Genomic DNA, 21,508 nt, shown 5'->3' with positions numbered 1-21,508 from the left:
AGCCCGCGCATTTGTGGGCGGCGCGGCGAAGCCGTGGCCCCACCCCGCCGCGGAGACAGCCTGCGTCACCTAGAAGGTCACGCCCCGCCTCAGCTGTCGGCGCCGGACCCCTCGCGCCGCTCGTGCAGCCGCTGCTGCGCGGCGGGGAGGTAGGCCAGGCAGGGCGCCTCGGCGTCGGGGTGCTTCTCGGTCAGGTGGAAGGTCCAGCGGTCCATGGCCGCCATGAAGCCGTTGTCCTCGCCGGGGCGGTAGGCCGACCAGCTGCGGTCGCCCTTCGCGACGCACTCGGTGCAGCTGATCTTGTAGACGAACTGCTGGCTCCCGTCGACGTCGATCTTCACCCTCGCGAGCGGGCCGGCCTCGACGGCCGCCTTCTTCTCGCGGGCGGTCCGGCTCGCCACCATGTCGCACCCCTGTCGTCGGAGGTGGACTCTACGCGTCGGGCATCCCGCCCAGCTGCGCCAGCCTGGCCACCCCGGGACCCACGTTCGCCGCCAGCCGGGCCAGCGCGTCGTCGAGCTCCGCGGAGGCCGGATGCTCGGGCGGGACGCGCGCGGGGTTGAGGGCGACCCGGTTGGTCCAGTCCTTGATGTCCGGCTCCGAGTTGAACGACGCCGAGTTGCGCAGCCCCAGCACGTTCATCCGCGCCCAGTCCTCCAGCGTGTTGCCGTACGACGACGGCGGGCACAGGCGGTTCTTCTCCGCGTCGTCGTCGCGCGTCGCCTCGACGTAGCCCGCCAGCGCGGCCCCGAAGCACGGGAAGCCGGCCCGGATCGGTTGCACGGTGATGGCCTCCGGCCCCCAGATCGGCACCAGCGGCGGCATCTTCAGGCCGTCGGCGGCACAGTTGACCACCAGGGCGTCGTCCGCCACCGCGACCGACCCGTCCGCGAAGTCCAGCCGGCCGCGGCTCACGGTCTCGAGGTGGCCGCGCCGTACGACGTTCTCGAGCGTCCGCAGCTTGTCGAGCTCCCACAGGCCGAGGGTGGGCGACTTGGCCATGCTCGGAGTGACGGATCTGTCGACGCGCAGCATGATGCCGGCCTCCTCCAGCGCGAGGAAGAGCTCCGGCAGCGAGGCGGCGGCCCCGGCCGCGCCCATCATGTCCGCCACCATCCCGAGGTAGATGACGGGATCGGGCTGGATCTTGGCCCGGTTCAGCATCCACGGGTCACGCGGTCGCACCCAGCAGATCGCGTCGGGGTCCACCCCGCGCGCCAGCAGCCAGATGCAGGCGTCGGTCGCGGTCTTGCCCGACCCGACCACGACGTACTGGCTCGGGTCGTGCTCGGCGCTCACGACGTCGTTGACCGGGATCACCCGCGCTCCGTCACCCACCCCGAACCGCGGTGGTGTCTCCGCCGGGATGTCGGGAGCCAGGTAGCGCGCGTCGACGATCCGGCAGTGCTCGGGCACCTCGAACCGCTCGCCGGTCTCGCGCGAGACGAACTCGCGCCCGCCCACGTAGTCACAGCCGGTGTAGAGCTCGACCCGGCCCGACCCGAGCATCCGGTCGGCGAGCAGGTCGTCGTAGTAGGCGCAGATCGTCGGCTGGTCGGCGCGCTCGTGCAGCCCCGCCTCCGGACCCTCCTGCTGGATCCGGCCGCCGCCGAGCAGGGTCGAGGCGGCGCCGTAGAACATCGACGACTGGTGCAGCCGCACGAACGGGTAGGCCTCGCGCCAGTGACCGCCGACGCCCTCGCGGCGTTCGACGAGCGCGACTCGGACGTCCGCGTGGTCGATCAGCGCGTCAGTGAACGCCATGCCGGTGGCCCCGGCGCCGACCACGAGGTAGTCGACGTCGACTCCGCGTGTCACCCAGGACACGAAACCACCGCCCTGGCGCCACGTCCACTGGTCTGGTCAGGACTCCGCGGCCAGGGGCAGCCGCCGCGCGCTCTCGTAGTGCCGCGCGGTCCCGTCGATCGGGTCGGTGAACGCCAGCTCGCTCGCGAGCAGCTGGAGCGGCGTGGTGAAGTCGTCGACCGAGGTCTCCCGCACGACGGGGTAGAGCGGGTCGCCGACGATGGGCGCGCCCAGGCCGTGCAGGTGCAGCCGCAGCTGGTGGGTCCGGCCGGTGCGGGGAGTCAGCCGGTAGATGGCCAGGTCGCCGGCACGCGACTCGAGCTCGACCAGGGTCTCGGCGTTGACCGGAGCGTCGGGCACGACCTCGGCGCGCCACACGCCGCGGTCCTTGCGGACGTGGTTGCGCACGGTCACCGGCGTGGCGAGGTCGGAGCGCCACGGCGCCAGGGCCCGGTAGGTCTTGCGCACCGTGCCCCGCTCGAACATCACCTGGTAGGCGCCGCGCCACCGCTTCTCGGTGGCGAGCAGCAGCAGCCCGGACGTCACGCGGTCGAGCCGGTGCAGCGGTGACACCTCGGGCAACCCGAGCTCGTCGCGCAGCCGCACGACGACGCTCTGCATGACGTGCTGGCCGCGGGGGATGGTCGAGAGGAAGGCCGGCTTGTCCACGACCACCAGGCGCTTGTCGCGGTGCACCACGCGCAGCTCACCGGGTACGACGACCTCCTCGCGCAGGTCGCGGTGGAACCACACGAACGTGTGCGGGGCGTAGGCGTCGTCGTCGCGCACGCACGCGAGGTCGTCGTAGACGAACCGCTCGTCGGCCAGCATCTGCGCGACGTCGACCCGGTCGCCGAGCCGGTGGTCGAGCCACGCGCCCATCGTCGGCCAGGGCTCGGGTCGCGGGCGGTCCCGGTCCGGCGTACGCAGCCAGGCCGCGCTCAGGCCGTGGCGCGACGGCAACGGCGAACGCGGGGGCATCTTCCGATGCTAGAACGGCAGCCGAGTCTCAGGGCCGGGGGAGGAGGGCGTCGCCGAGGTCGGTGGCGTCGTCGACCACCCCGCCGGCCGGACCGGTCACGGCACCGCTGGCGCCGCCCGTGGCCGCGTCGAGCGACGCGGCGAGACCGTCGACGACCGGGTCGACGGCCTGGGAGACCTGCCCCTCGACCACCGCGGTGCCGGGCCCGTCCGACGTACTGCCGGTGCCGGCGCTGCCCCAGCCGCCGTCCTCCGCGGAGCCGCCCGCTTCGTCGATAGCAGGGCTGGTCGTGCCGGCCTCCTGGGTAGCGATCCCCGGTCGCGCTCGCGTGGCCACGCCACCACCGGCCGAGCGGCCGCCACGGTCGACGGTCGGGACCGCCTCGAGGGCGGGGTAGCGCACCACCGACTGGGCGCGCGCGTCCCGTGCTCCCGGAAGCCCGATCCTCGGGGCGACCTCGATCACGACGTACGACGTGACCAGGACCAGCACGAACACGACGGCGCCGACACCGAGCCCGGTGTAGCCCAGGCGCACGTCGACGTCGCGGCGCGTGAGTGGGCGACGACGGGCGGTCACGTCGGTCAAGTTACCCCACCGGTCCCGCCCTTCCGTCGCCTCGGGTCAGCGCTTGAGGACCTGCCCCAGGATCTTGAACCTCCGGTTGTCGCCGGTGGGGTTGCCGGAGCAGGAGAAGTAGGGGTTGTCCTTCCAGCACTGGAAGCCGGTGCTGGTGTTGACGAGGGTCACGATCACGCTCTCGACCGAGCTGCGGGTGAACGTGAACTTCGCCGAGCCGATGCCCTTGCCGTTGAGCGGGATGGCCCGCTTGATCCAGGCACCCTTGCGCTTCTTGACGATGAGGTAGGCCGCGCCGCCCGCCTTGGTCCGCGGGGCCCCGACGACGACCTTCAGCTTCCACTGCTTGCCCTTGAGGCTGGTGCCGGGCCGGAACACGACGTGGTTGGCGGCCATGTGGTCGATCCGGGTGGTGGCACCCATCCGCCGCGAGCCCTTGCCGAGCGTGAAGGCCTTGGTCAGCTTGGCGGCCGGCCACTCCCTGCCCTCGCTGTAGGTGCGGTTGGCGATGACGTTGGCGGCGGAGTACGCGCGGAAGACGGCGGGGAACCCACCGCGGCCGGCGAGCACGCTCTTGAGCGCCTTGGTGGAGTACATGTTGGGCGCGCCCTTGAAGGCGGCCGACTTGTTCCAGACGCTCTTCACGACGCCGTTGCCGTAGCGGCGCGTGACGTACTCCCAGAAGGCCCAGTTGCCGTAGTGGGTCGAGCCGCTGGGGTTGAACGTGTCGAGCGGGATGTCCGGGCGGCCGACCTGGCCGGCGGGGAGGTACTGCCGGTTGTCGTTGACGGGGTCGGCGTAACGCTCCTCGATCCAGGTCGCGGTGGACTCGAAGAGCCAGCGGTCCTCGTGGTAGTCGTAGCCGAACTGGATCGCGTGGAAGAACTCGTGGGCCGCGGTCACCCGCAGGCTGTTCATCGGCGGGGCGCCGAACTGAGACTTCGCGAAGTCGTTGTCGAGCACGCAGAACGACGTGGCGACGTACTTCGTGCCGGGGACGCGGTACTCCGGCGCGCAGTAGCCGTAGACGCCGCGGCTGCCGAGCTCCTTGAGGTAGACGTCGAACAACTTGTTGCCGCCGACGCCGAGGTCGCCAGGCGGGCGGCGGTAGCCCATCTGGCCGACCTCGAACTTCCAGACCTTGTTGAGCGTGCCGAGGCTCTTCATCGCCCACTTGGTGCTGGGCGGGGCGTCGGCGGTGCTGCCCACCCAGTGCAGGCAGACGTTCTGCTTGCACTTCTTCTTCGCGGGGACGGTGTAGCCGTCGCCGTAGGGGTCACTGGCGCCGTCGGTCGGCCGCGCCAGCAGCGCGTCGGCGATGTCGCGGTCGTCGCCGTCCAGCCGGGACCGGACCAGGAAGAGGTCGCGCAGGTCGAGCGAGGTCTCGGGCCGACGGGCGTCTGGCCGGCCGGCGTCGCGCCAGCTACCGAGCGACTTCTGGGCACGCTTGAGCACGTCGCCGGCGACAGGGTCGCGGTCGGAGCCCTGGGCCGCGAGCACGGGGGAGCCGGCCGAGCCGGAGGCGGGGGTACCGAGCGCGGGCAGGACGGTGACCGCCGTGCTCAGGGCGACGAGGGCGGCGGCAAAAGTGCGACGCATTGGAGGGTTCCCCTAGATCTCGAGATGGCCCGGCGTCCGTCGACGATCCGGTGTGCGGAGCCTCCCCGCAAGAGGGAGCGTAAAACCCGGTCAGGCGCCCGACGAGATCTTCTCGATCAGCGCGGTGGTGGAGATCGCCGGCGTGCGGGAGAGGTAGACGACCTCGCAGATGTCGCCGAACTCGTCGAACTTGCCGGCCCAGTCGTCGCCCATGACGAGGACGTCGGCGCCGTAGTGCTCGATGTAGTGCCGCTTGAGCTCGAGGCTCTCCTCGATGAAGACCTCGTCGACCGGCTTGAGCGCGGCGACGATCGCGAGCCGCTCGCCCTCGCTGAAGACCGGCTCGCGGCCCTTCTTGCGCTGGTTGAGCTCGTCGGCGGAGACCCCGACGACCAGGCGGTCGCCGAGCGCCGCGGCGCGCTCGATCACCCGCAGGTGCCCGACGTGGAACACGTCGAAGGTCCCGAAGGTGATGACCGTGCGTGGCCGGTCGCTGGACCCCTCTGCTGACATGGGCAGCTATTCTGGCACGCCGCCCCCGTCCCGGCGCGGACGGTGGGTGTGGGCGAGGATGGTGTCGATGACGACCACCACCGCGACCCCCTCGTCCCTGGCCGCCGGCGACCCGGCCGCAGACGCCGTACGACGCTCCGGCCTGCGCCGGATGCGCACGGTCGCGGTCTCGCTGCTGCTCTTCGCCGCCGCGGTCTACGTCGTCACGCTCGACCAGGACGGGTTCCTCGGGTTCGTCAACGCCGGCGCCGAGGCCTCGATGGTCGGCGCGATCGCCGACTGGTTCGCCGTGACCGCGCTGTTCAAGCACCCGCTGGGCCTGCCGATCCCGCACACCGCGCTGATCCCGCGCCGCAAGGACGAGCTGGGCAAGGGGCTCGAGGAGTTCGTCGGGGAGAACTTCCTCCAGGAGGGGATCATCCGCGAGCGGATCGCCTCGGCCCGGATCGCCGAGCGGGTCGGTGTGTGGCTGGGCGACCCCGACAACGCGCAGAAGGTCGTCCGCGAGGTGGCCGACGTCGCCACGATCGCACTGTCCAAGGTGCGCGACGAGCACATCGAGAGCCTGGTCCACGAGGCACTGGTGCCCCGCTTCCGCGAGGAGCCGATCTCACCGCTGCTGGGCGGGCTGCTGAGTGAGATGCTCACCGATGACCTGCACCACGGGCTGGTTGACCTGGCCCTCGAGGAGCTCCACGGCTGGCTGCGCGACAACCCCGACACCGTGCAGGAGGTCCTCGGCGAGCGGGCCCCGTGGTGGGCGCCGCCCCGCCTCAACGAGCGCGTCACCGCGCGCGTCCACCTCGAGATGGTGCGCTGGGTCGGCGACATCCGCGCCGACCCCCGCCACCACGCGCGGCAGGCCCTCGACTCGATGCTCCAGCAGCTCGCCGGCGACCTGCTCGACAACCCGTCGACGCAGCAGCGCACCGAGCGGCTCAAGGAGCGTCTGCTCGACCACCCCTCGGTGCTGGCGTCGAGCATCTCGCTGTGGGACGCGCTCCGGCGCGCACTGACGGGCTCGCTGAAGGACCCCGAGGGCGCCGTACGCCGCCGGATGCTGCACGAGCTCTCCGCGTTCGCCGAACGGCTCGCCGCCGACGCCGAGCTGCGCGCCCGGATCGACTCCACCGCGGGCGACGTCGCGGTCTTCGCGGTGTCGCGCTATGGCGAGGAGGTCACCGCGGTGATCACCCACACCATCGAGCGCTGGGACGGCAAGGAGGCGGCCGACCGGATCGAGCTCCACGTCGGCCGCGACCTGCAGTTCATCCGGATCAACGGCACCATCGTGGGCGGTCTGGTGGGCGTGCTGATCCACACCGTCGCCGTACTCGTGGGCTGAGACTGGTTCACTGAGTCCATGAGCGAGCCCATGGACGTCCCGATCAGCGACGAGTCCATCCGGCTCGGTCAGTTCCTCAAGCTCGCCAACCTCGTCGAGAGCGGCTCGGAGGCCAAGCCCCTGATCGCGTCGGGCGTGGTGACGGTCAACGGTGAGGTCGAGACCCGCCGCGGCCGCCAGCTGGCCCAGGGCGACGTCGTGACCCTCGCCGGCCAGAGCGCCCGCGTCGCCCACGGCGAGGTGACCGACAACCTGCCCTGGTGACCCGTCCCGAACTGCTCAGAAATCACGTTGACCCGCCCGAAACTTTCGGGCGGGTCAACGTGATTGTCGGTGAGTTTCGGACGGGAGTACGAGCGCAGCGAGTACTCCCAATGGCGTGACGAAGTCACGCCACGGTCAGCGAACCTCGAGGAGGTCTACCACGAAGATCAGGGTCTCGCCTGGCTTGATCGCGCCACCGGCGCCGCGGTCGCCGTAGCCGAGGTGGGGCGGGATGACGAGCTGGCGGCGGCCGCCGACCTTCATGCCCTGGACGCCCTGGTCCCAGCCGGAGATGACCTGGCCGATGCCGAGGCGGAACTGCAGGGGCTCGCCCCGGTTGTAGGAGGCGTCGAACTCCTCGCCGGTGGAGTGGGCCACGCCCACGTAGTGCACGCTCACGGTGCTGCCGGAGGTGGCTTCGGCGCCGTCGCCCTCGGTCACGTCGGTGACGACGAGGTCGGTCGGCGGCTCAGGGTCGAAGAAGTCGATCTCAGGCTTGTCCATGCCGGTCAGCCTAGCCAACGGTCTCGAGAGGCCGGGCTCGCGCCTCAGGTCTGGTGGACGTAGCTGTCGAGCTGGTCACGCTCGAAGGTCAGCTGGCCGATCTTGTGCTTCACGACGTCGCCGATGCTGATGATGCCGACCAGCTCGCCGTCCTGGCAGACCGGGATGTGACGGAAGCGGCGCTCGGTCATGACGTGCATGACCCCGTCCAGGTCGTCCTCGGGCGCGGCCGTCTCGACGACCGCCGTCATGATCGCCGACACCGTGGTGTTGATGACGGTGCCGTCGGAGTGCAGGTGTCGTACGACGTCACGCTCGCTGACGATGCCGTCGAGGCTCTTGCCGTCGCCGCTGACGATCACGGCGCCGATGTTGTGCTCGGACAGTAGGGCCAGCAGCTCGCGGACCCCGGCGTCGGGGCCGATGGTGATGACCTCGGAGGAGGACTTGGCCTTGAGGATGTCGCCGATATGCATGAGGTCGACGGTACTGCCGGGACCGGGCCGAGGCCAGGGGTCAGCCGCGGGCTGGACCGTCTGTCTCGCTCCGGCGCCGCGCGCTGAGGTCGGAGACCGACGCCGAGCCGGGGGTGCGCCAGTCGGGATCGTCGTCGTTGTCGGGCAGACCGCCGAGGAACGACAGGGCCGCCTCGTGGAGGTGGCCGTTGGAGGCGATCGCGTTGCCGCCCCACGGTCCGTCGGTGCCGTCGAGCGACGTGAAGCGGCCGCCGGCCTCGCGCACGATGATGTCGAGCGCGGCCATGTCGTAGACGGCCAGCTCGGGCTCGGCGGCCAGGTCGATCGCGCCCTCGGCGATGAGCATGTAGGACCAGAAGTCGCCGTAGGCGCGGGTTCGCCAGCACCGGCGCATCAGCGACAGGAAGTCGTCGAGCCGCTCGCGCTCGTCCCAGCCGTGCAGCGACGCGTAGGACAGCGACGCGTCCTCGAGCCGTCGTACGTCGGAGACCTGGCACTGGGTGGCCTTCAGCAGCGAGCGGCCGGTCCACGCGCCGTTGCCGGACGACGCCCACCAGCGGCGCTGCAGCATCGGTGCGGACACGACACCGAGGACCACCTCCTCGTCGACGACCAGCGAGATGAGGGTGGCCCACACGGGCACGCCGCGTACGAAGTTCTTGGTGCCGTCGATCGGGTCGACGATCCAGCGCCGCTGGCTGTGGCCGCTCGACCCGGTCTCCTCGCCGGTGATGGCGTCGCGTGAGCGCACCCGGGACAAGGTGCGCCGGATCATCTCCTCCACCGCCTGGTCCGCATCGGTCACGGGGGTCAGGTCGGGCTTGCTCATCACGTGGAGGTCGAGCGACTTGAAACGCGCTGTGGTCAGCGAGTCGGCATCGTCGGCGAGCACGTGAGCGAGACGGAGGTCGTCGGTGTAATCGGTCGCCACAGGCACAGGCTACTTTCAGCAAAGTGGTTTAGCGTTCATCTATGGAGTTCAACGGACTGCCACTGCACGCGCTGGTCGTCCACGCCGCGGTGGTATTCGGGCCGCTGGCGGCACTGGCCGGTCTGCTCTACGCCCTCGTCCCGCGCTGGCGCGACCGTCTCCGCTGGCCTCTGGTCGCCACCGCAGCCATCGCGCTGGGGGCGATCTGGGTGGCCTACCTCAGCGGCGAGGAGCTCACCGAGGCCAACACCTACGGCGGCCCGCTCGCAGCGCTGGTCGAGACCCACGAGGAGCGCGCCGGCATCCTGCGCATCTCGATGACCGCGTTCGCGGTCCTGTCGTTCCTGGCGGCCTGGTGGCACACCCGCACCGGGCCGGTGCGCCTGGTGATGGGCGGGCTGGTGGCGGCCTCGGCCGTGGTCACGCTCGTCTACGTCGTGCTCACGGGCGACGCCGGTGCGCAGGTCGCGTGGTACGGCGTCGAGGGCTGACGTTCAGTAGACCGACACGCTGCGCGCGGCCAGGAGCCGGCGGAACGACGAGACCCGCTCGGGGTCGGCCGTGCCCTCGGTGACGGCCACGTCCAGCCCGCACTCGGGCTCGTCGTCGCCGTGCGTGCAGCCCCGCGGGCAGTCCTCGGTCATCTCGTCGAGGTCGGGGAACGCCTCGATCAGCGTCCAGGGCTGCACGTGCGCCAGCCCGAACGAGCGGATGCCCGGGGTGTCGATGATCCAGCCGTCGGCCCCGGGGAGCTCGAGCATGTAGGCCGACGTCGACGTGTGCCGGCCGCGCCCGGTGACTGTGTTGACCACGCCGACGTCGCGGTGGGCCGTGGGCACCAGCGCGTTGACCAGGGTGGACTTGCCGACGCCGCTGGAGCCGACCATCACGCTGGTCTTGCCCGACAGCCGCTCGCGCACCGCGTCGAGGTCACCGCCCCGCTCGGTCACCACCCAGTGGACGCCCAGGGAGCGGTAGGTCGACAGCAGGGTCTCGGGGTCGGCCAGGTCGGCCTTGGTCAGGCACAGCAACGGCTGCATGCCGGCGTCGAAGGCCGCGACCAGGGCACGGTCGATCAGCCGCGGCTGGGGCTCGGGGTCGGCGAGCGCGGTCACGATCACCAGCTGCTCGGCGTTGGCCACGATGATCCGCTCGACCGGGTCGTCGTCGTCGGCGGTGCGCCGCAGGGTGGTGACCCGCTCGGTCACCTCGACGATGCGCGAGAGCGAGCCGTCGTTGCCGGACACGTCACCGACGACGCGGACCCGGTCGCCCACCACGACACCCTTGCGGCCCAGTGGCCGGGCCTTCATCGCCATCACCTTGCGGCCGTCGACGAGCAGCGTGTAGCGGCCGCGGTCGACGGTCACGACGACGCCGTCGACCGCATCGTCGTACGTCGGGCGCTCCTTGGTCCGGGGGCGGGTACGGCGACGCGGACGCTCGTAGTGCTCCTGGTCGTGCTCGCCGTATCGGTTCGTCACAGCAGGGACGCCCAGAAGCCTGCGAAGTCGGGGAAGGTCTTGCCGGTCGTCGCGACGTCCTCGACCAGCACCCCGTCGACGGCGGCGCCGACGAGCACGCCGGCGTGGGCCATCCGGTGGTCGGCGTAGGTGTGGAACAGCCCGCCGGACAGGGGCGCCGGGCGGATCGAGAGCCCGTCGGGGTGCTCGGTGACGTCGGCGCCCAGGCCGCCCAGCTCCTTGGCGAGGGCGGCGAGCCGGTCGGTCTCGTGGCCGCGGATGTGGGCGATGCCGCGCAGGTGCGAGGGCGTCTCCGCGAGGGCACACAGGGCGGCGACCGCGGGGGCGAGCTCACCGACGTCGTGCAGGTCGTAGTCGAGACCCTGGAGCCTCTCGGGGCCGGTGACCTTCAGCCCCTCGTCGACGAACGACACCTCGCAGCCCATCAGCCCGAGGATCTCGCGCAGCGCGTCGCCGGCCTGCGTGGTGGCGTGGGGCCAGTCGCGCACGGTCACCGAACCCCCCGAGAGCGCCGCGAGGCCGAGGAACGGCGCCGCGTTGGACAGGTCGGGCTCGATGACGTGGTCGACGGGGTGCACGGGGCCGGGGGCCACCGACCAGCGGTTGGCGTCGCTGTCGTCGACGGCCACGCCGTGGTCGCGCAGCATCGCCACGGTCATGTCGATGTGGGGGAGCGACGGCACCGGTTTGCCGTCGTGGCGCACGTCGACGCCGAGGTCGTAGCGGGCGCCTGCCAGCAGCAGCGCGGAGATGAACTGCGACGACGCCGACGCGTCGACCACGACCGTCCCTCCGCGCACGCGGCCGGTGCCGTGCAGGGTGAACGGCAGCGAGCCGCGGCCGTCGTCGTCGACCCGGATGCCGAGCGAGACGAGGGCGTTGAGCACCTCGCCCACCGGGCGCGTGCGCATGTGGGGGTCACCGTCGAACGACACCGCGCCGGTCGACAGCCCCGCGATCGGTGGCACGAACCGCATCACGGTGCCGGCGAGGCCGCAGTCGACCTGGGCGTCACCCGTGAACGCCGCCGGGGTCACCACCCAGTCGTCGCCGGAGGTGTCGACGTGCGAGCCGAGCGCGCCCAGCGCCGCGGCCATGAGCGACGTGTCGCGCGAGCGCAGGGCCCGTCGTACGACGGACGGGCCGTCGGCGATCGCCGCGAGCACGAGCGCGCGGTTGGTCAGTGACTTGCTGCCGGGCAGCGAGACGACGGCGTCGACCGGCGCGGTGAAGCGCGGTGCGGGCCACGGGTCGTCTGGAGTCACAGGCCGAACTCTAGGGCGTGTCCTAGGTGAGCTGCGCCTTCGCGAGCTTGGCCTCGCGACGCGCGGCGTGGGTGAGGTGCTTGGCCTCGCGGCGGGCGTCCTTGGCCACGCGGCGCGCACGCCAGGCGACGCCGGGCCTGCCGTCGGTGTCGCCGGCGGCGATGACCAGGCCGCCGAGCACGGAGACGTTCTTGAAGAAGCTGAGCTTCTGCTGCGACTTGGCCTGCTCGTCGTCGACCTCCCAGAAGCGGTGGCCGGCGACGGTCGTCGGCACCATCGAGGCGGCCAGCACGGCGGCGGAGAGTCGCGGGGCGCGCCCGGTGGCGAGGGCCGCACCGGCGGCGAGCTGGGCGGCGGCGTTGAGCCGGACCAGCGTGGTGGGGTCCTCGGGGATCGGCAGCCCAGGCATCGCCTTCTTGAGCTGCGGCACCAGCTTGTCGGTGACCGGCTGTGCCTTGGCCGCGAGGGCCGGGGCGTTGCGGAGGGCGTTGACGCTGCCCACCACGAAGATGGAGGCGAGCATCGGACGGGCGATCAGTCGGCTGACGGTCATGACTCATTAGTACCCGACGCGCCAGGCGTCACACGCACCTCAGGGGGTGAGGTGCACGGTGGACGAGCGGCCGTTCACCGTGAACGTCAGCGTGGTGGACACCTCAGGCAGCGAGACGGCCGTGAAGCGGTAGGTCGCGGGGCCGGTCACCTCGCAGCTCGACCAGCCGCTGCGCAGGGGCCCGCACCGCGGGTCGAGGGTCAGCGCGACCACCGGGGAGCCGGCCCGCACCACGAGCTTCGTCGAGGCGCCGGGCTCGACACCGGCCACGGTCACGGCGATGTCCCACACCAGCCCGCCGACGTTGCTGGTGCGCGCGGCCACCGTCACGCCCTCCGGCTCGGGGTCCACGGTCTCGGTCGGCTCGATGGTCGGCTCGGTGGTCGGGCCAGTGGTGGGGTCGGTCGTCGGGCCGGTGGTGGGGTCGCTGGGCTCGATGTTCGTGGGCTCGCTCGTCGGAGTCGCGGTCGGCCCAGCGGGGTCGGTCGTGGTCCCGACCGGCACGGCCGCGGGCGACGGCGTACGGCGTGGGGTGGCGGGGCGCGACGGGTCCTGCGGCGTCGAGCGGCGCGAGGCGGACGAGTCGGGCGCGGCAGTGGGCGAGGACTCGTCGCCGCCCGGGAGGCCGACCAGGGAGCCGATCGCGACGGCGGTGACCGCCACGCCGGCGACCGCGGAGGCAGGGGCGTGCGACACCAGGACGTCGCGCCCGCGGCCGAGCAGGGCGAGGGTGCCGGCCTTGAGGCCGAGTCCTCCCGCGGCCGAGGACAGGTAGCCGGTCGCGGCGGCACCGAGCACGAGCGGACCAAGCACCAGCGAGAGCCGGGAGTTGACCTCGGTGAGCTCGAGGTAGATCGCCGTGCAGCAGCGGCACTCGCCGAGGTGCGCCTCGACCTTGGCCGAGTCTCGTCGCGACGTGCCGTTGCGGACATAGGCGCCCAGGTTGTCCCGGGTCCAGGCGCAGGCGTCGCTGGCGGCGTCCTGGGCGTGCATCGAGAGGTAGGCCTGGCGCAGACCCTCGCGGGCCCGGTAGGCGAGCGCGGAGACCGAGTTGGCCGACATCCCGAGCAGCTCGCCGACCTCGGCGGGCTTGGCGCCCTCCACCTCGGTGTGCCACAGCACCATCTGCCAGCGCTCGGGCAGGCTGGCGAACGCCTTGGCCGTGGCGGCGCTCTCGAAGCCGGCCACGGCGGTGTCGTGGAACGGCACGCCCGGGTCGTACGGCGTGAGGTCGTCGGTCGTGCGCAGCCGCGAGCCCGCGCGGATCCGGTCGATGTGCAGGCGTCGCATCGCCGTGAGCAGGTAGGCGCGGAACGCCAGGTCGGGCCCGCCGCCGCGCTGGAGGACGGCGAGCACCTTCGCGAACGCGTCGGAGACCAGGTCGTCGACGTCGCCGGCCGAGACCAGCTGCCGACCCAGCCGCCGCGCCGCGTCGACGTGGCGCGCGAACAGCTCGCCGTACGCCTCGACGTCCCCACCGCGCACAGCAGAGATCAGCTCGGCGTCGCCGGGGGCGTCGCTGGTCGTGGTGGTGCTCACATGAGTCCAACGGTCCACGGCACTAAAGATGACGGTCCGCGGCGCACCAGATTTTCTCGCACTATCTCGTTGAATCCGCGTCATGCCACCGGTCGGGCGCCGTTCCTGGGGTGTGCGACACGGGCTTCGGCCCAGGTCGTGCCGGGACAGAGTGACTGGTTGGGACTGGGGGAGGGAACCGTGGGGCGCAGCGTCTGGAAGATCATGCGCCCCACGGCTGCCCTCGAAGCCTGGGCGGAACTGCCGGAGAAGGTGGCGCACGCGTTGCCGCAGCGGCTCCTGGCAGTAGGGGAGGCCCAGGCTTCGGGGTCGGACTCGGTCGCCGCCTGCCGCGAGGCAGGACGGCTGCTGGCCGGTGACGGAGTGTCGCTCGAGGAGGCGCTCGAGTCGCTCTACCTCACGTCGGTCCTGGTGCGGGGGCACCAGCCCGACTACGCCGAGCTGGTCGCGGTGTCCGTGGCCTGGAGCGACGCGACGCTCGGCTACCTCCACCGCCTCTCGTGCGCCGACCCGATGACCGGGCTGTCCACCCAGGCGCACCTGCGAGGTCGCCTCGCCGAGCTCTACCGCAGCCACGACGTACGCCGCTCGCACGCGCTCGTCGTCGTCGAGTCGTCCGCAACGGCCGACGCGGACGAGCCGGTCAGCCACACGCTGGACCTCGCCCGGCTCGGCGACACGGTCCGCACCGTCTTCGCTGGGTCCGAGACCGTGGCCGGGATCGGGCTCACCCGGGTGGCCGTCCTGGTCGACCGCGACGACGTGCTGGCCCGCCGGGTCGCGCTGCTGCGCACGCTGCTCGAGCGCACGACCGCCCGGGTCTGGATCGAGGGACTACCGGGCGGCGACCTCGCCGCCGGAGCGCTGCTCGACGAGCTCGCGCGGCTCTAGGCTCCTGGCCCGGCCACCACCGGGCGTCCCCGCCGGCCGCTAGATTGACGGCATGTGCGGCCGCTACGCGTCCAGTCGGCGCCCCGAGGACCTGATCGAGGAGTTCGAGGTCGTCGAGAGCCGGGTCGACAAGGTGCTGGAGCCCGACTACAACGTGGCCCCCACCAAGGAGGTCTACGCCGTCGTGCAGCGGCCTGCGAGCCGCGAGAGCGACGAGCCGGCCGTGCGTCAGCTTCGGGTGCTGCGCTGGGGGCTGGTGCCGTCGTGGGCCAAGGACCCCTCGATCGGCAACCGGATGATCAACGCCCGGATGGAGACGGTGGCCGAGAAGCCGGCCTACAAGCGGGCCTTCGCGAAGCGCCGCTGCCTGCTGCCGGCCGACGGCTACTTCGAGTGGTACCCCACCTCGGAGCAGACGTTGTCGGGCAAGCCGCGCAAGCAGCCGTTCTTCATCCGGCCCCATGACCACGGCACGCTCGCGATGGCGGGTCTCTACGAGATCTGGCGCGACCCCACGCGTGACGACGGCGACCCCGAGCGGTTCCGGTGGACCTGCACGGTGATCACCACCGAGGCCGAGGACTCCCTGGGCCGCATCCACGACCGGATGCCGATGATGGTCGAGGCCGACCGGTGGTCGGCCTGGCTCGACCCCGAGGCGCCGCAGGACGCGCTGCCCGGCCTGCTGGTCCCGGCCGCGCCGGGCGGGCTCGAGGCCTACCCCGTCTCCACCCTGGTCTCCAACGTGCGCAACAACGGTCCGGAGCTCCTCGAGCCGCTGCCGCTCGACGAGGCTCTCGAGGTCCTCCCACAATGAGGTCACAGTGAGCTCCGAACGCATCATCCCCACCCCGCACGGCGAGGGCCGTCTGGTCACCGAGCGCGCCCGCAACACGCTGGCGACCCTCCTGCTCAGCCACGGCGCCGGTGGCGGCATCGAGGCCCGCGACCTCGAGGCGCTCGCCCGTCACCTGCCACGCAACGGCATCACGGTGGTCCGCTTCGAGCAGCCGTGGCGCCGGGCCGGACGCAAGATCGCCGGGCCGCCGCCCACCCTCGACGCTGGTCTCCGCGCCGCCGCAAACGCCCTGCGCGGCCGCACTCCGCTCGTGATCGGTGGCCGGTCCGCCGGGGCCAGGTCGGCCGCCCGCAGCGCCCACTCGCTCGGCGCCGCGGGCGTCCTGGCGCTGTCGTTCCCCCTGCACCCGCCCGGGCGCCCGGAGAAGACCCGCCTCGACGAGCTGACCGGCAGCCGCCTTCCGACGCTGGTGATCCAGGGGGAGAGGGACACCATGGGCATTCCGGAGGAGTTCCCGGCCGACACCGACCTGTGCGTCGTACCCGGTGGCGACCACGGTCTCAAGGTCCCCGCGAGGGGGCCCGTCAGCCAGCAGGAGGCGATGGACATCGTGGTCGAGGCGACCCTCGAGTGGATGGTCCGCGAGATCACCGGGAATGCCGTCACGGCATGAGGCGTTCCTCCTGGCGTGACGATCCTGCTCGAACGACCGACCGTGGTGGATCCCCGGCTAGGCTGGGGAGCGATGACTGACACCCCTCTCGACACCACCCCTGCGGACGCCGGCGAGATCGACCCCGCTGACATCGACGTCGCCACCGAGACCGACGCCGACCGCACCGCGCGCTTCGAGCGTGACGCGCTGCCGTTCCTCGACCAGCTCTACTCGGCCGCGATGCGGATGACCCGCAACCCCGCCGACGCCGAGGACCTGGTCCAGGAGACGTTCGCCAAGGCCTACTCGTCGTTCCACCAGTTCCGGCCGGGCACCAACCTCAAGGCGTGGCTCTACCGGATCCTCACCAACACGTTCATCAACACCTACCGCAAGAAGCAGCGCCAGCCGCAGCAGTCGATGTCCGAGGACGTCGAGGACTGGCAGCTCGCGCGCGCCGAGTCGCACACCTCCACCGGCCTGAAGTCGGCGGAGATGGAGGCGCTCGAGCACCTGCCCGACTCGCAGGTCAAGGACGCCCTGCAGCGGCTCCCCGAGGAGTTCCGCCTGGCCGTCTACCTCGCCGACGTCGAGGGGTTCGCCTACAAGGAGATCGCCGAGATCATGGAGACCCCCATCGGCACCGTCATGTCGCGGCTGCACCGCGGCCGGCGCCAGCTGCGCGACATGCTTTCCGACCACGTGCGCACCCACCACCTGCTCCGAGTCGGCCCCGACGGAGGCGCGTCATGAGCCACGACCACTCCCACGACGAGGTCTCCAGCGCCGAGTGTGCCGACTACCTCGAGCGGATCGTCTACTTCATCGACAACGAGCTCGACGAGGCCGACTGTGCCGAGGTGCGTCGCCACCTCGACTCGTGCAACCCCTGCCTGGTCAAGTACGACCTTGAGCGCACCGTGAAGTCCGTGGTCGCTCGTTCGTGTTCCGAGACCGCGCCCACCGAGCTGCGTGACCGGGTGCTCCTGCGCCTGCGTCAGGTGCAGATCCAGATCACCGAGCAGTAGCCGCCGGGTCCCGTCTACGCTCGGCTGATGCCGTGGCGTAGACGCAGGTGGATCCTCCGGGGCGTCGCCGTCGTGACCGTCGGCGTCGTCACTGCGGTCCTGTGGGTGACGCTGCGTCCGCCGGCACCGATCGAGGGGGTCTGCCGGAGCCTCGCTGAAGGCAACGAGCTCGCCCCCGTCCCCGGGGATGTGCTCGAGCGAGCCGCCGAGACCTCGGACGTCCGGCTGCGCGGGCTGTCGGAGCCGTCCCTGGAGCAGCTGGCCGCCACCCGCGCCGAGCTCGTGCGGCAGACGGTCACCGGTGACACAAGCTGGATCGACGAGTTCACGGCCTGTCTCGTCGACTACTCACGCACCGGTCGCGCCGGCGACCCGGAGGCGGAACCTCCGGTGGCCCCGATCATCCAGCGCGACCACGTCGCCGCACTGCTTCTCTACCGCCCCCATCAGACTCGGGTGGATCCGTGCTTCGGTCCTGCCGGAGCCTGCGTCGACGAGCCGACGTACGAGATCCACTGTGCGATGTTCACCGACGCGGGGACCGGGCGGGTGCTCAGGCTCGAAGGGTGCTGGGGCTTCAAGCGGAACCGCTGACTCGAGTTCGCGATCGGGCGCACGGCCAGCCACAAATGCAACGAACCCCTGCCCAGCGGGCGAGGGGTTCAGTGCAACGTGCCGAGCGGAAGCTCAGGCGTTGGGGCGCTTGCCGTGGTTGGCGGCCTTCTTCTTGCGAGCGCGGCGCTTGCGTCCGGTCTTGCCCATGGTGTCCTCCTGGAATCGGTCTCGACCCAACGAGGGCCACGGGACAGTCTCCCAAACTTCAGGACTCAGGCGAAATCCGGCTCAAGAACCGGTCGGCGTCGACGACCACCCGGGTGATCTCGCCGGTGGCGACCACCTTGCCCGGAGCGCCCGCGTCGAGGTGCCGGGCGGCGACCGTGAAGCGGTGCAGGCGGCCGTCGACGTACGACGCCGAGGCGCTGACCTCGACCTCCTGGCCGACCGGGCTGGCGGCGAGGTGCTCGAGCGCGACCCGGGTGCCGACGCTGGTCGAGCCCGTCTCCAGCGAGGGCTCCAGCGCGGCGCACGTGGCGGCCTCGAGCCAGGCGAGCAGCCGGGGCGTGCCCAGCACCGGCAGGCTCCCCGAGCCGACGGCGAGCGCGGTGTCGTCGTCGGTGACGGTGAACGTCAGGGCGGCGGTCAGGGTGGTCATCGGGGCTCCTCGGTGGGCAGTGCAAGGCGGTAGGCGACCAGGTCGACGCCGGGCACCGGCGACCAGTCGCGCTCGGGGTCGCGCACGAAGCCGGCCCGTTCGTAGAGCCGGTGGGCGTCAGTCATCTCCTTCATGCTGCACAGCACGACGGCCGACGCCCCGGCCGAGCGGAACCGCTCGACGGTCAGGTCGACGAGAGCCTGGCCGACGCCGCGGCCCTGTGCCTCCGGGTCGACGGCGAGCATCCGGAACTCACCCTCGCCGGTTCGGGCCAGCTCTCGCCACGGCGAGCCCTCGGGGCAGACGGTCACCGAGCCGAGCACCCGGCCCGACTCCTCGGCCACCCACAGCTCACCGTCGCGGTCTCGGCCGGCCGAGTCGGCCAGCTGCTCGACGTAGTCGGTCTCCGGGCCGTCCTCCCCGAGGTAGCGGTCGTAGGCCGCGACGGTCACCCGGGCGACCTGGTCGTGGTCGTCCGGCGTGGCCCGCCGCAGCCGCATCAGATCCCGAAGGTGTTGCGCGGGTAGGCCGCGTTGACGTCGGTGATGACGTTGACGAGATAGGGCACGTTGGACTCGAAGGCGCGGTCGATCGCGGACCCGATGTGGCGCGGGTCGGTCACGGTCTCGCCGGCCCCGCCGAGCGCCTTCACCACCTCGTCGTACGCCGTGCGTGGCGCGAGGTCGGCGATCACGTCGTAGCCGTAGAGCATCTGCATCGGGCCCTTCTCGAGGCCCCAGGCGGAGTTGTTGCCCATCACCATGACGACCGGGAGGTTGTGGCGGACCAGGGTGTCGACGTCCATCAGCGAGAAGCCGGCCGCGCCGTCGCCGAGCAGCAGCACGACCTGCGACGACGGACGGGCCAGGCGGGCGGCGATCGCCGAGCCGAGGCCGGCGCCGAGGCAGCCGTAGGGGCCGGGGTCGAGCCAGCCGCCGGGGCGCTTGGGCTCGACGAACTTGCCGGCGAAGCTCACGAAGTCGCCGCCGTCGCCGATGACGACCGCGTCGTCGGCCAGCCGGGGGACCAGCTCGCCGTAGATGCGGGCCGGGTGGATCGGGTCGGCCTCGGCGCTGAGCAGCTCGAGGTCGCGGGCGGTGGCGGCAGCGACGGTGTCCTGGAGGCTGGAGACCCAGGCGGTCCAGTCGGGCTTGTTGCCCCGCTCCAGCCCGGTCTGGAGGCCGTCGAAGACCGAGGTGAGGTCGCCGGACACGGACGCCGCGAGCTTGGCGTGACCCGACACCTGGCCGGCGGAGTCGGCGATGTGGACGACCTGCGCGGGCTCGGCGCCGTCCTTGCCACCGAAGATGCCGTAGCCGAGGCGGAAGTCGAGCGGGGTGCCGACCACGACGACCAGGTCGGCGCCCGAGAGGGCCTGGCTGCGTGCCTTGGTCGCGAGCAGCTTGTGGCCGCCGGGGATCACGCCCCGGCCCATGCCGTTGGTGATGGTCGGGATGCCGACGGCCTCGACGAAGCGCAGCGCGGCCTCCTCGGCGCGGTCGGCCCAGACGTCGGTGCCGAGGATGAGCACCGGACGGCTCGCGGCGGCGAGCAGGCCCGCGACCCGGGAGACCGTGTCACCGTCGGGCTCGGCACCGCGGGTGGACGAGGCCGTCGGGGCGGGACCCGATGCTGAGTTGAAGAACTCGTCCATCGGGATGTCGACGAAGACCGGGCCGCGGTGCGACGAGCCGGCCGCGGCGAACGCGCGGTCCATGCCCGGCAGGATGTCGGCGGCGGTGTGGAGCGTGGTGGCCAGCTTGGAGACGGACTCGACGATCGGCGGCTGGTCGAGCTCCTGCAGGCTGCCGCTGCCCCAGCGGTTGGCCGGCGCCCGGCCGCCGACGACCACCATGGGCGAGCCGGCGAACTGCGCCTGGGCGATCGCACTGATGCCGTTGGTGACACCGGGGCCGGCGGTGAGCACGGCCAGGCCGGGCACGCGGGTCAGCTTGCCGGTCGCCTCGGCGGCGAACGCCGCGGTCTGCTCGTGGCGCACGTCCAGCAGCTTCATGGGCGGGTCGGCCTTCACCGCACCGTCGTACATCGGGAACACGTGGGCCCCCGAGAGGGTGAACATGGTCTCCACGCCGTAGGCGCGGGCGACGGCTACGGCGAGCTCGCCGGAGTGTCCTTCGAGGGTGCCGTCGGTGGTCTGCTCCTGAGTCATGCCCGCAGGCTACTTCGGCCCCAGGTAGTGCGGGTTGGTGGACCGCAGAGCGTCGACGAGCAGGAGCATCAGGTCGGCTCGTACGGCGGGTGGTCGCTGCCCCATCGCGAGCTGCAGGTAGAGCGCCCGGAGGAAGGCCTCGGCGTTGCCGCCGGCCAGGAACGGGTCACGGTCGTCGCTCCACGGCCGGGTGCGGGCGGCCTCGGCCAGAGTCTCGACCCACGGCTCGACGATGTCGAAGGGCACGCGGTTGCGGCGCAGCACGCACATCGCGGCCAGGGCCAACCGGTCGGGCTCCCCGGCGGTGAACAGCGCGTCGACCGGCAGGCAGAGTCGTTCGGCGATCACGTCGAGCACGACCACCAGCTCGGCGGCCCCGACGTGCGGCGACTCGGCGAGCGTGCCGAGGGCGTCGGCGCCGTGCGCGATCGCGTGGGCCCAGCCCTTGCCCGGCACGTAGCCGCGCAGGTCGCGCTCCTGGAGGATCCAGGTGGCGACCCGGTCACCCCAGTCGAGCACCGTGCCGCCCGGCACCAGCGGCCGCTCGTTGTCGCGCCGGATGCACTCGCCCAGCACCAGGACGGAGAAGCTGCGGCGGAAGACGGTGTCGGAGCCGGTCTCGCCCAGGCCCGCCCGCAGCCCGGCGGCCATGCCGTCGCCCAGGCCCCGCAGCAGGTCGTCGTAGACGCCGCGCTCGACCCACGTCGCCAGCGCCGGCAGCGCGAGGCCGTCGCGGAGGTCAGGGTCGACATCGCCCAGAAGTCGGGTCAGCTCGGCCGTGAGATCGGCCAGTGGTCGGTCCGTCGGCACTGCGAAGTCATCGTCGTGAATCTGCTTCCAGTACGCCCGAGACATGCCGCCCATCCTGTCAAAGACCTGGCGTCCCGTCGCCCCGGGGTCTCATCCACCTAG

General features: G+C 71.9%; 27 protein-coding genes. 9 read left to right on the top strand and 18 right to left on the bottom strand.

Annotated features, from left to right (window positions below; all coding sequences use genetic code 11):
- Positions 1–89: 89 nt before the first annotated feature.
- The 6 genes from BLR90_RS17060 to BLR90_RS17035 all read right to left on the bottom strand — a co-directional run bounded on the left by BLR90_RS17060 (position 90) and on the right by BLR90_RS17035 (position 5,479).
- A complete protein-coding gene (locus tag BLR90_RS17060) occupies positions 90–404 on the bottom strand; it encodes a hypothetical protein (protein WP_091026423.1) in 315 nt (104 codons plus the stop codon).
- A 28-nt stretch (positions 405–432) separates the two neighbouring features.
- Positions 433–1,818, bottom strand: coding sequence for an NAD(P)-binding protein (locus BLR90_RS17055; RefSeq protein WP_091026449.1), 1,386 nt, complete (start codon positions 1,816–1,818; stop codon positions 433–435).
- A 45-nt stretch (positions 1,819–1,863) separates the two neighbouring features.
- Positions 1,864–2,688, bottom strand: a complete 825-nt coding sequence (locus tag BLR90_RS17050; protein ID WP_245715372.1) for a pseudouridine synthase — start codon at positions 2,686–2,688, stop codon at positions 1,864–1,866.
- 127 nt (positions 2,689–2,815) lie between these two features.
- Positions 2,816–3,367, bottom strand: coding sequence for a hypothetical protein (locus BLR90_RS17045; protein ID WP_091026421.1), 552 nt, complete (start codon positions 3,365–3,367; stop codon positions 2,816–2,818).
- A gap of 45 nt (positions 3,368–3,412) precedes the next feature.
- Positions 3,413–4,966, bottom strand: coding sequence for an MXAN_6640 family putative metalloprotease (locus BLR90_RS17040; protein WP_091026420.1), 1,554 nt, complete (start codon positions 4,964–4,966; stop codon positions 3,413–3,415).
- Positions 4,967–5,056: 90 nt separating this feature from the next.
- Positions 5,057–5,479, bottom strand: coding sequence for an FAD synthase family protein (locus tag BLR90_RS17035; RefSeq protein ID WP_091026419.1), 423 nt, complete (start codon positions 5,477–5,479; stop codon positions 5,057–5,059).
- 67 nt (positions 5,480–5,546) lie between these two features.
- Here BLR90_RS17035 and BLR90_RS17030 point away from each other — a divergent pair, with 67 nt between their 5' ends.
- Together BLR90_RS17030 and BLR90_RS17025 are read left to right on the top strand one after the other, a co-directional pair.
- Entirely contained in the window at positions 5,547–6,824 is a 1,278-nt protein-coding gene (locus BLR90_RS17030; protein WP_091026418.1) for a DUF445 domain-containing protein, read from the top strand.
- An 18-nt stretch (positions 6,825–6,842) separates the two neighbouring features.
- Positions 6,843–7,088 carry an RNA-binding S4 domain-containing protein gene (locus tag BLR90_RS17025; RefSeq protein WP_091026417.1) on the top strand — a complete coding sequence of 82 codons (246 nt, stop codon included), beginning with the start codon at positions 6,843–6,845 and terminating at the stop codon, positions 7,086–7,088.
- A 135-nt stretch (positions 7,089–7,223) separates the two neighbouring features.
- Here BLR90_RS17025 and BLR90_RS17020 read toward each other — a convergent pair whose 3' ends face one another.
- From BLR90_RS17020 to BLR90_RS17010, 3 genes are read right to left on the bottom strand one after another with little or no spacing between them, the layout of a single operon-like run.
- Positions 7,224–7,592 carry an FKBP-type peptidyl-prolyl cis-trans isomerase gene (locus BLR90_RS17020; protein WP_091026416.1) on the bottom strand — a complete coding sequence of 123 codons (369 nt, stop codon included), beginning with the start codon at positions 7,590–7,592 and terminating at the stop codon, positions 7,224–7,226.
- Positions 7,593–7,636: 44 nt separating this feature from the next.
- Positions 7,637–8,068 carry a CBS domain-containing protein gene (locus BLR90_RS17015; protein ID WP_091026415.1) on the bottom strand — a complete coding sequence of 144 codons (432 nt, stop codon included), beginning with the start codon at positions 8,066–8,068 and terminating at the stop codon, positions 7,637–7,639.
- 40 nt (positions 8,069–8,108) lie between these two features.
- Positions 8,109–9,005, bottom strand: coding sequence for an inositol monophosphatase family protein (locus BLR90_RS17010; protein ID WP_091026414.1), 897 nt, complete (start codon positions 9,003–9,005; stop codon positions 8,109–8,111).
- Between the two features lie 35 nt (positions 9,006–9,040).
- Here BLR90_RS17010 and BLR90_RS17005 point away from each other — a divergent pair, with 35 nt between their 5' ends.
- Positions 9,041–9,490 (top strand): DUF2231 domain-containing protein, encoded by a 450-nt coding sequence (locus BLR90_RS17005; protein ID WP_091026413.1) that lies wholly within the window; start codon positions 9,041–9,043, stop codon positions 9,488–9,490.
- A gap of 3 nt (positions 9,491–9,493) precedes the next feature.
- Here BLR90_RS17005 and rsgA read toward each other — a convergent pair whose 3' ends face one another.
- From rsgA to BLR90_RS21675, 4 genes are read right to left on the bottom strand one after another with little or no spacing between them, the layout of a single operon-like run.
- Positions 9,494–10,483, bottom strand: a complete 990-nt coding sequence (gene rsgA / locus BLR90_RS17000) for a ribosome small subunit-dependent GTPase A (RefSeq protein WP_091026412.1) — start codon at positions 10,481–10,483, stop codon at positions 9,494–9,496.
- Positions 10,480–11,748 (bottom strand): 3-phosphoshikimate 1-carboxyvinyltransferase, encoded by a 1,269-nt coding sequence (gene aroA, locus BLR90_RS16995; RefSeq protein ID WP_091026411.1) that lies wholly within the window; start codon positions 11,746–11,748, stop codon positions 10,480–10,482. The genes rsgA and aroA overlap by 4 nt, the downstream gene beginning before the upstream one ends.
- Before the next feature lie 22 nt (positions 11,749–11,770).
- Entirely contained in the window at positions 11,771–12,301 is a 531-nt protein-coding gene (locus BLR90_RS16990) for a DoxX family membrane protein (protein WP_091026410.1), read from the bottom strand.
- Between the two features lie 39 nt (positions 12,302–12,340).
- Complete coding sequence (locus tag BLR90_RS21675) at positions 12,341–13,840, bottom strand: sigma-70 family RNA polymerase sigma factor (protein ID WP_170254318.1); 1,500 nt, start codon at positions 13,838–13,840, stop codon at positions 12,341–12,343.
- Positions 13,841–14,020: 180 nt separating this feature from the next.
- On the opposite strand from BLR90_RS21675, the gene BLR90_RS16980 reads away from it, so the two are divergent.
- The 6 genes from BLR90_RS16980 to BLR90_RS16955 all read left to right on the top strand — a co-directional run bounded on the left by BLR90_RS16980 (position 14,021) and on the right by BLR90_RS16955 (position 17,807).
- Positions 14,021–14,731 (top strand): hypothetical protein, encoded by a 711-nt coding sequence (locus tag BLR90_RS16980; RefSeq protein WP_091026408.1) that lies wholly within the window; start codon positions 14,021–14,023, stop codon positions 14,729–14,731.
- 52 nt (positions 14,732–14,783) lie between these two features.
- Positions 14,784–15,548, top strand: a complete 765-nt coding sequence (locus BLR90_RS16975; RefSeq protein WP_091026407.1) for an SOS response-associated peptidase — start codon at positions 14,784–14,786, stop codon at positions 15,546–15,548.
- A 7-nt stretch (positions 15,549–15,555) separates the two neighbouring features.
- Positions 15,556–16,203 carry an alpha/beta hydrolase family protein gene (locus tag BLR90_RS16970; protein WP_091026406.1) on the top strand — a complete coding sequence of 216 codons (648 nt, stop codon included), beginning with the start codon at positions 15,556–15,558 and terminating at the stop codon, positions 16,201–16,203.
- 72 nt (positions 16,204–16,275) lie between these two features.
- The gene (locus tag BLR90_RS16965) at positions 16,276–16,938 is read left to right on the top strand and encodes a sigma-70 family RNA polymerase sigma factor (RefSeq protein ID WP_091026405.1); all 663 of its coding nucleotides are present in this window, start codon (positions 16,276–16,278) and stop codon (positions 16,936–16,938) included.
- Entirely contained in the window at positions 16,935–17,213 is a 279-nt protein-coding gene (rsrA, locus tag BLR90_RS16960; RefSeq protein ID WP_091026404.1) for a mycothiol system anti-sigma-R factor, read from the top strand. Before BLR90_RS16965 ends, rsrA begins: the two co-directional genes overlap by 4 nt.
- A gap of 27 nt (positions 17,214–17,240) precedes the next feature.
- Positions 17,241–17,807 carry a hypothetical protein gene (locus tag BLR90_RS16955; protein ID WP_143016247.1) on the top strand — a complete coding sequence of 189 codons (567 nt, stop codon included), beginning with the start codon at positions 17,241–17,243 and terminating at the stop codon, positions 17,805–17,807.
- Between the two features lie 93 nt (positions 17,808–17,900).
- Here the strand turns inward: BLR90_RS16955 and BLR90_RS21785 are convergent, their stop codons facing one another.
- From BLR90_RS21785 to BLR90_RS16935, 5 genes are read right to left on the bottom strand one after another with little or no spacing between them, the layout of a single operon-like run.
- The gene (locus BLR90_RS21785; protein ID WP_371863162.1) at positions 17,901–17,975 is read right to left on the bottom strand and encodes a 50S ribosomal protein bL37; all 75 of its coding nucleotides are present in this window, start codon (positions 17,973–17,975) and stop codon (positions 17,901–17,903) included.
- Between the two features lie 58 nt (positions 17,976–18,033).
- Positions 18,034–18,426, bottom strand: a complete 393-nt coding sequence (locus tag BLR90_RS16950; protein ID WP_091026402.1) for a thioesterase family protein — start codon at positions 18,424–18,426, stop codon at positions 18,034–18,036.
- Positions 18,423–18,926, bottom strand: coding sequence for a GNAT family N-acetyltransferase (locus BLR90_RS16945; RefSeq protein WP_091026401.1), 504 nt, complete (start codon positions 18,924–18,926; stop codon positions 18,423–18,425). The genes BLR90_RS16950 and BLR90_RS16945 overlap by 4 nt, the downstream gene beginning before the upstream one ends.
- On the bottom strand, positions 18,926–20,596 hold the full coding sequence (locus BLR90_RS16940) for an acetolactate synthase (RefSeq protein WP_091026400.1): 1,671 nt from the start codon (positions 20,594–20,596) through the stop codon (positions 18,926–18,928). Before BLR90_RS16940 ends, BLR90_RS16945 begins: the two co-directional genes overlap by 1 nt.
- 9 nt (positions 20,597–20,605) lie before the next feature.
- Entirely contained in the window at positions 20,606–21,451 is an 846-nt protein-coding gene (locus BLR90_RS16935; protein WP_091026399.1) for a DUF2785 domain-containing protein, read from the bottom strand.
- Between the last annotated feature and the right edge of the window lie 57 nt (positions 21,452–21,508).

The sequence above is a fragment of the Nocardioides szechwanensis genome, from assembly GCF_900103935.1.
Taxonomy (GTDB): domain Bacteria; phylum Actinomycetota; class Actinomycetes; order Propionibacteriales; family Nocardioidaceae; genus Nocardioides; species Nocardioides szechwanensis.
The sequence above is the reverse complement of the archived record's forward strand: the minus strand, read 5'-3'. Positions and strand labels throughout refer to the sequence as shown.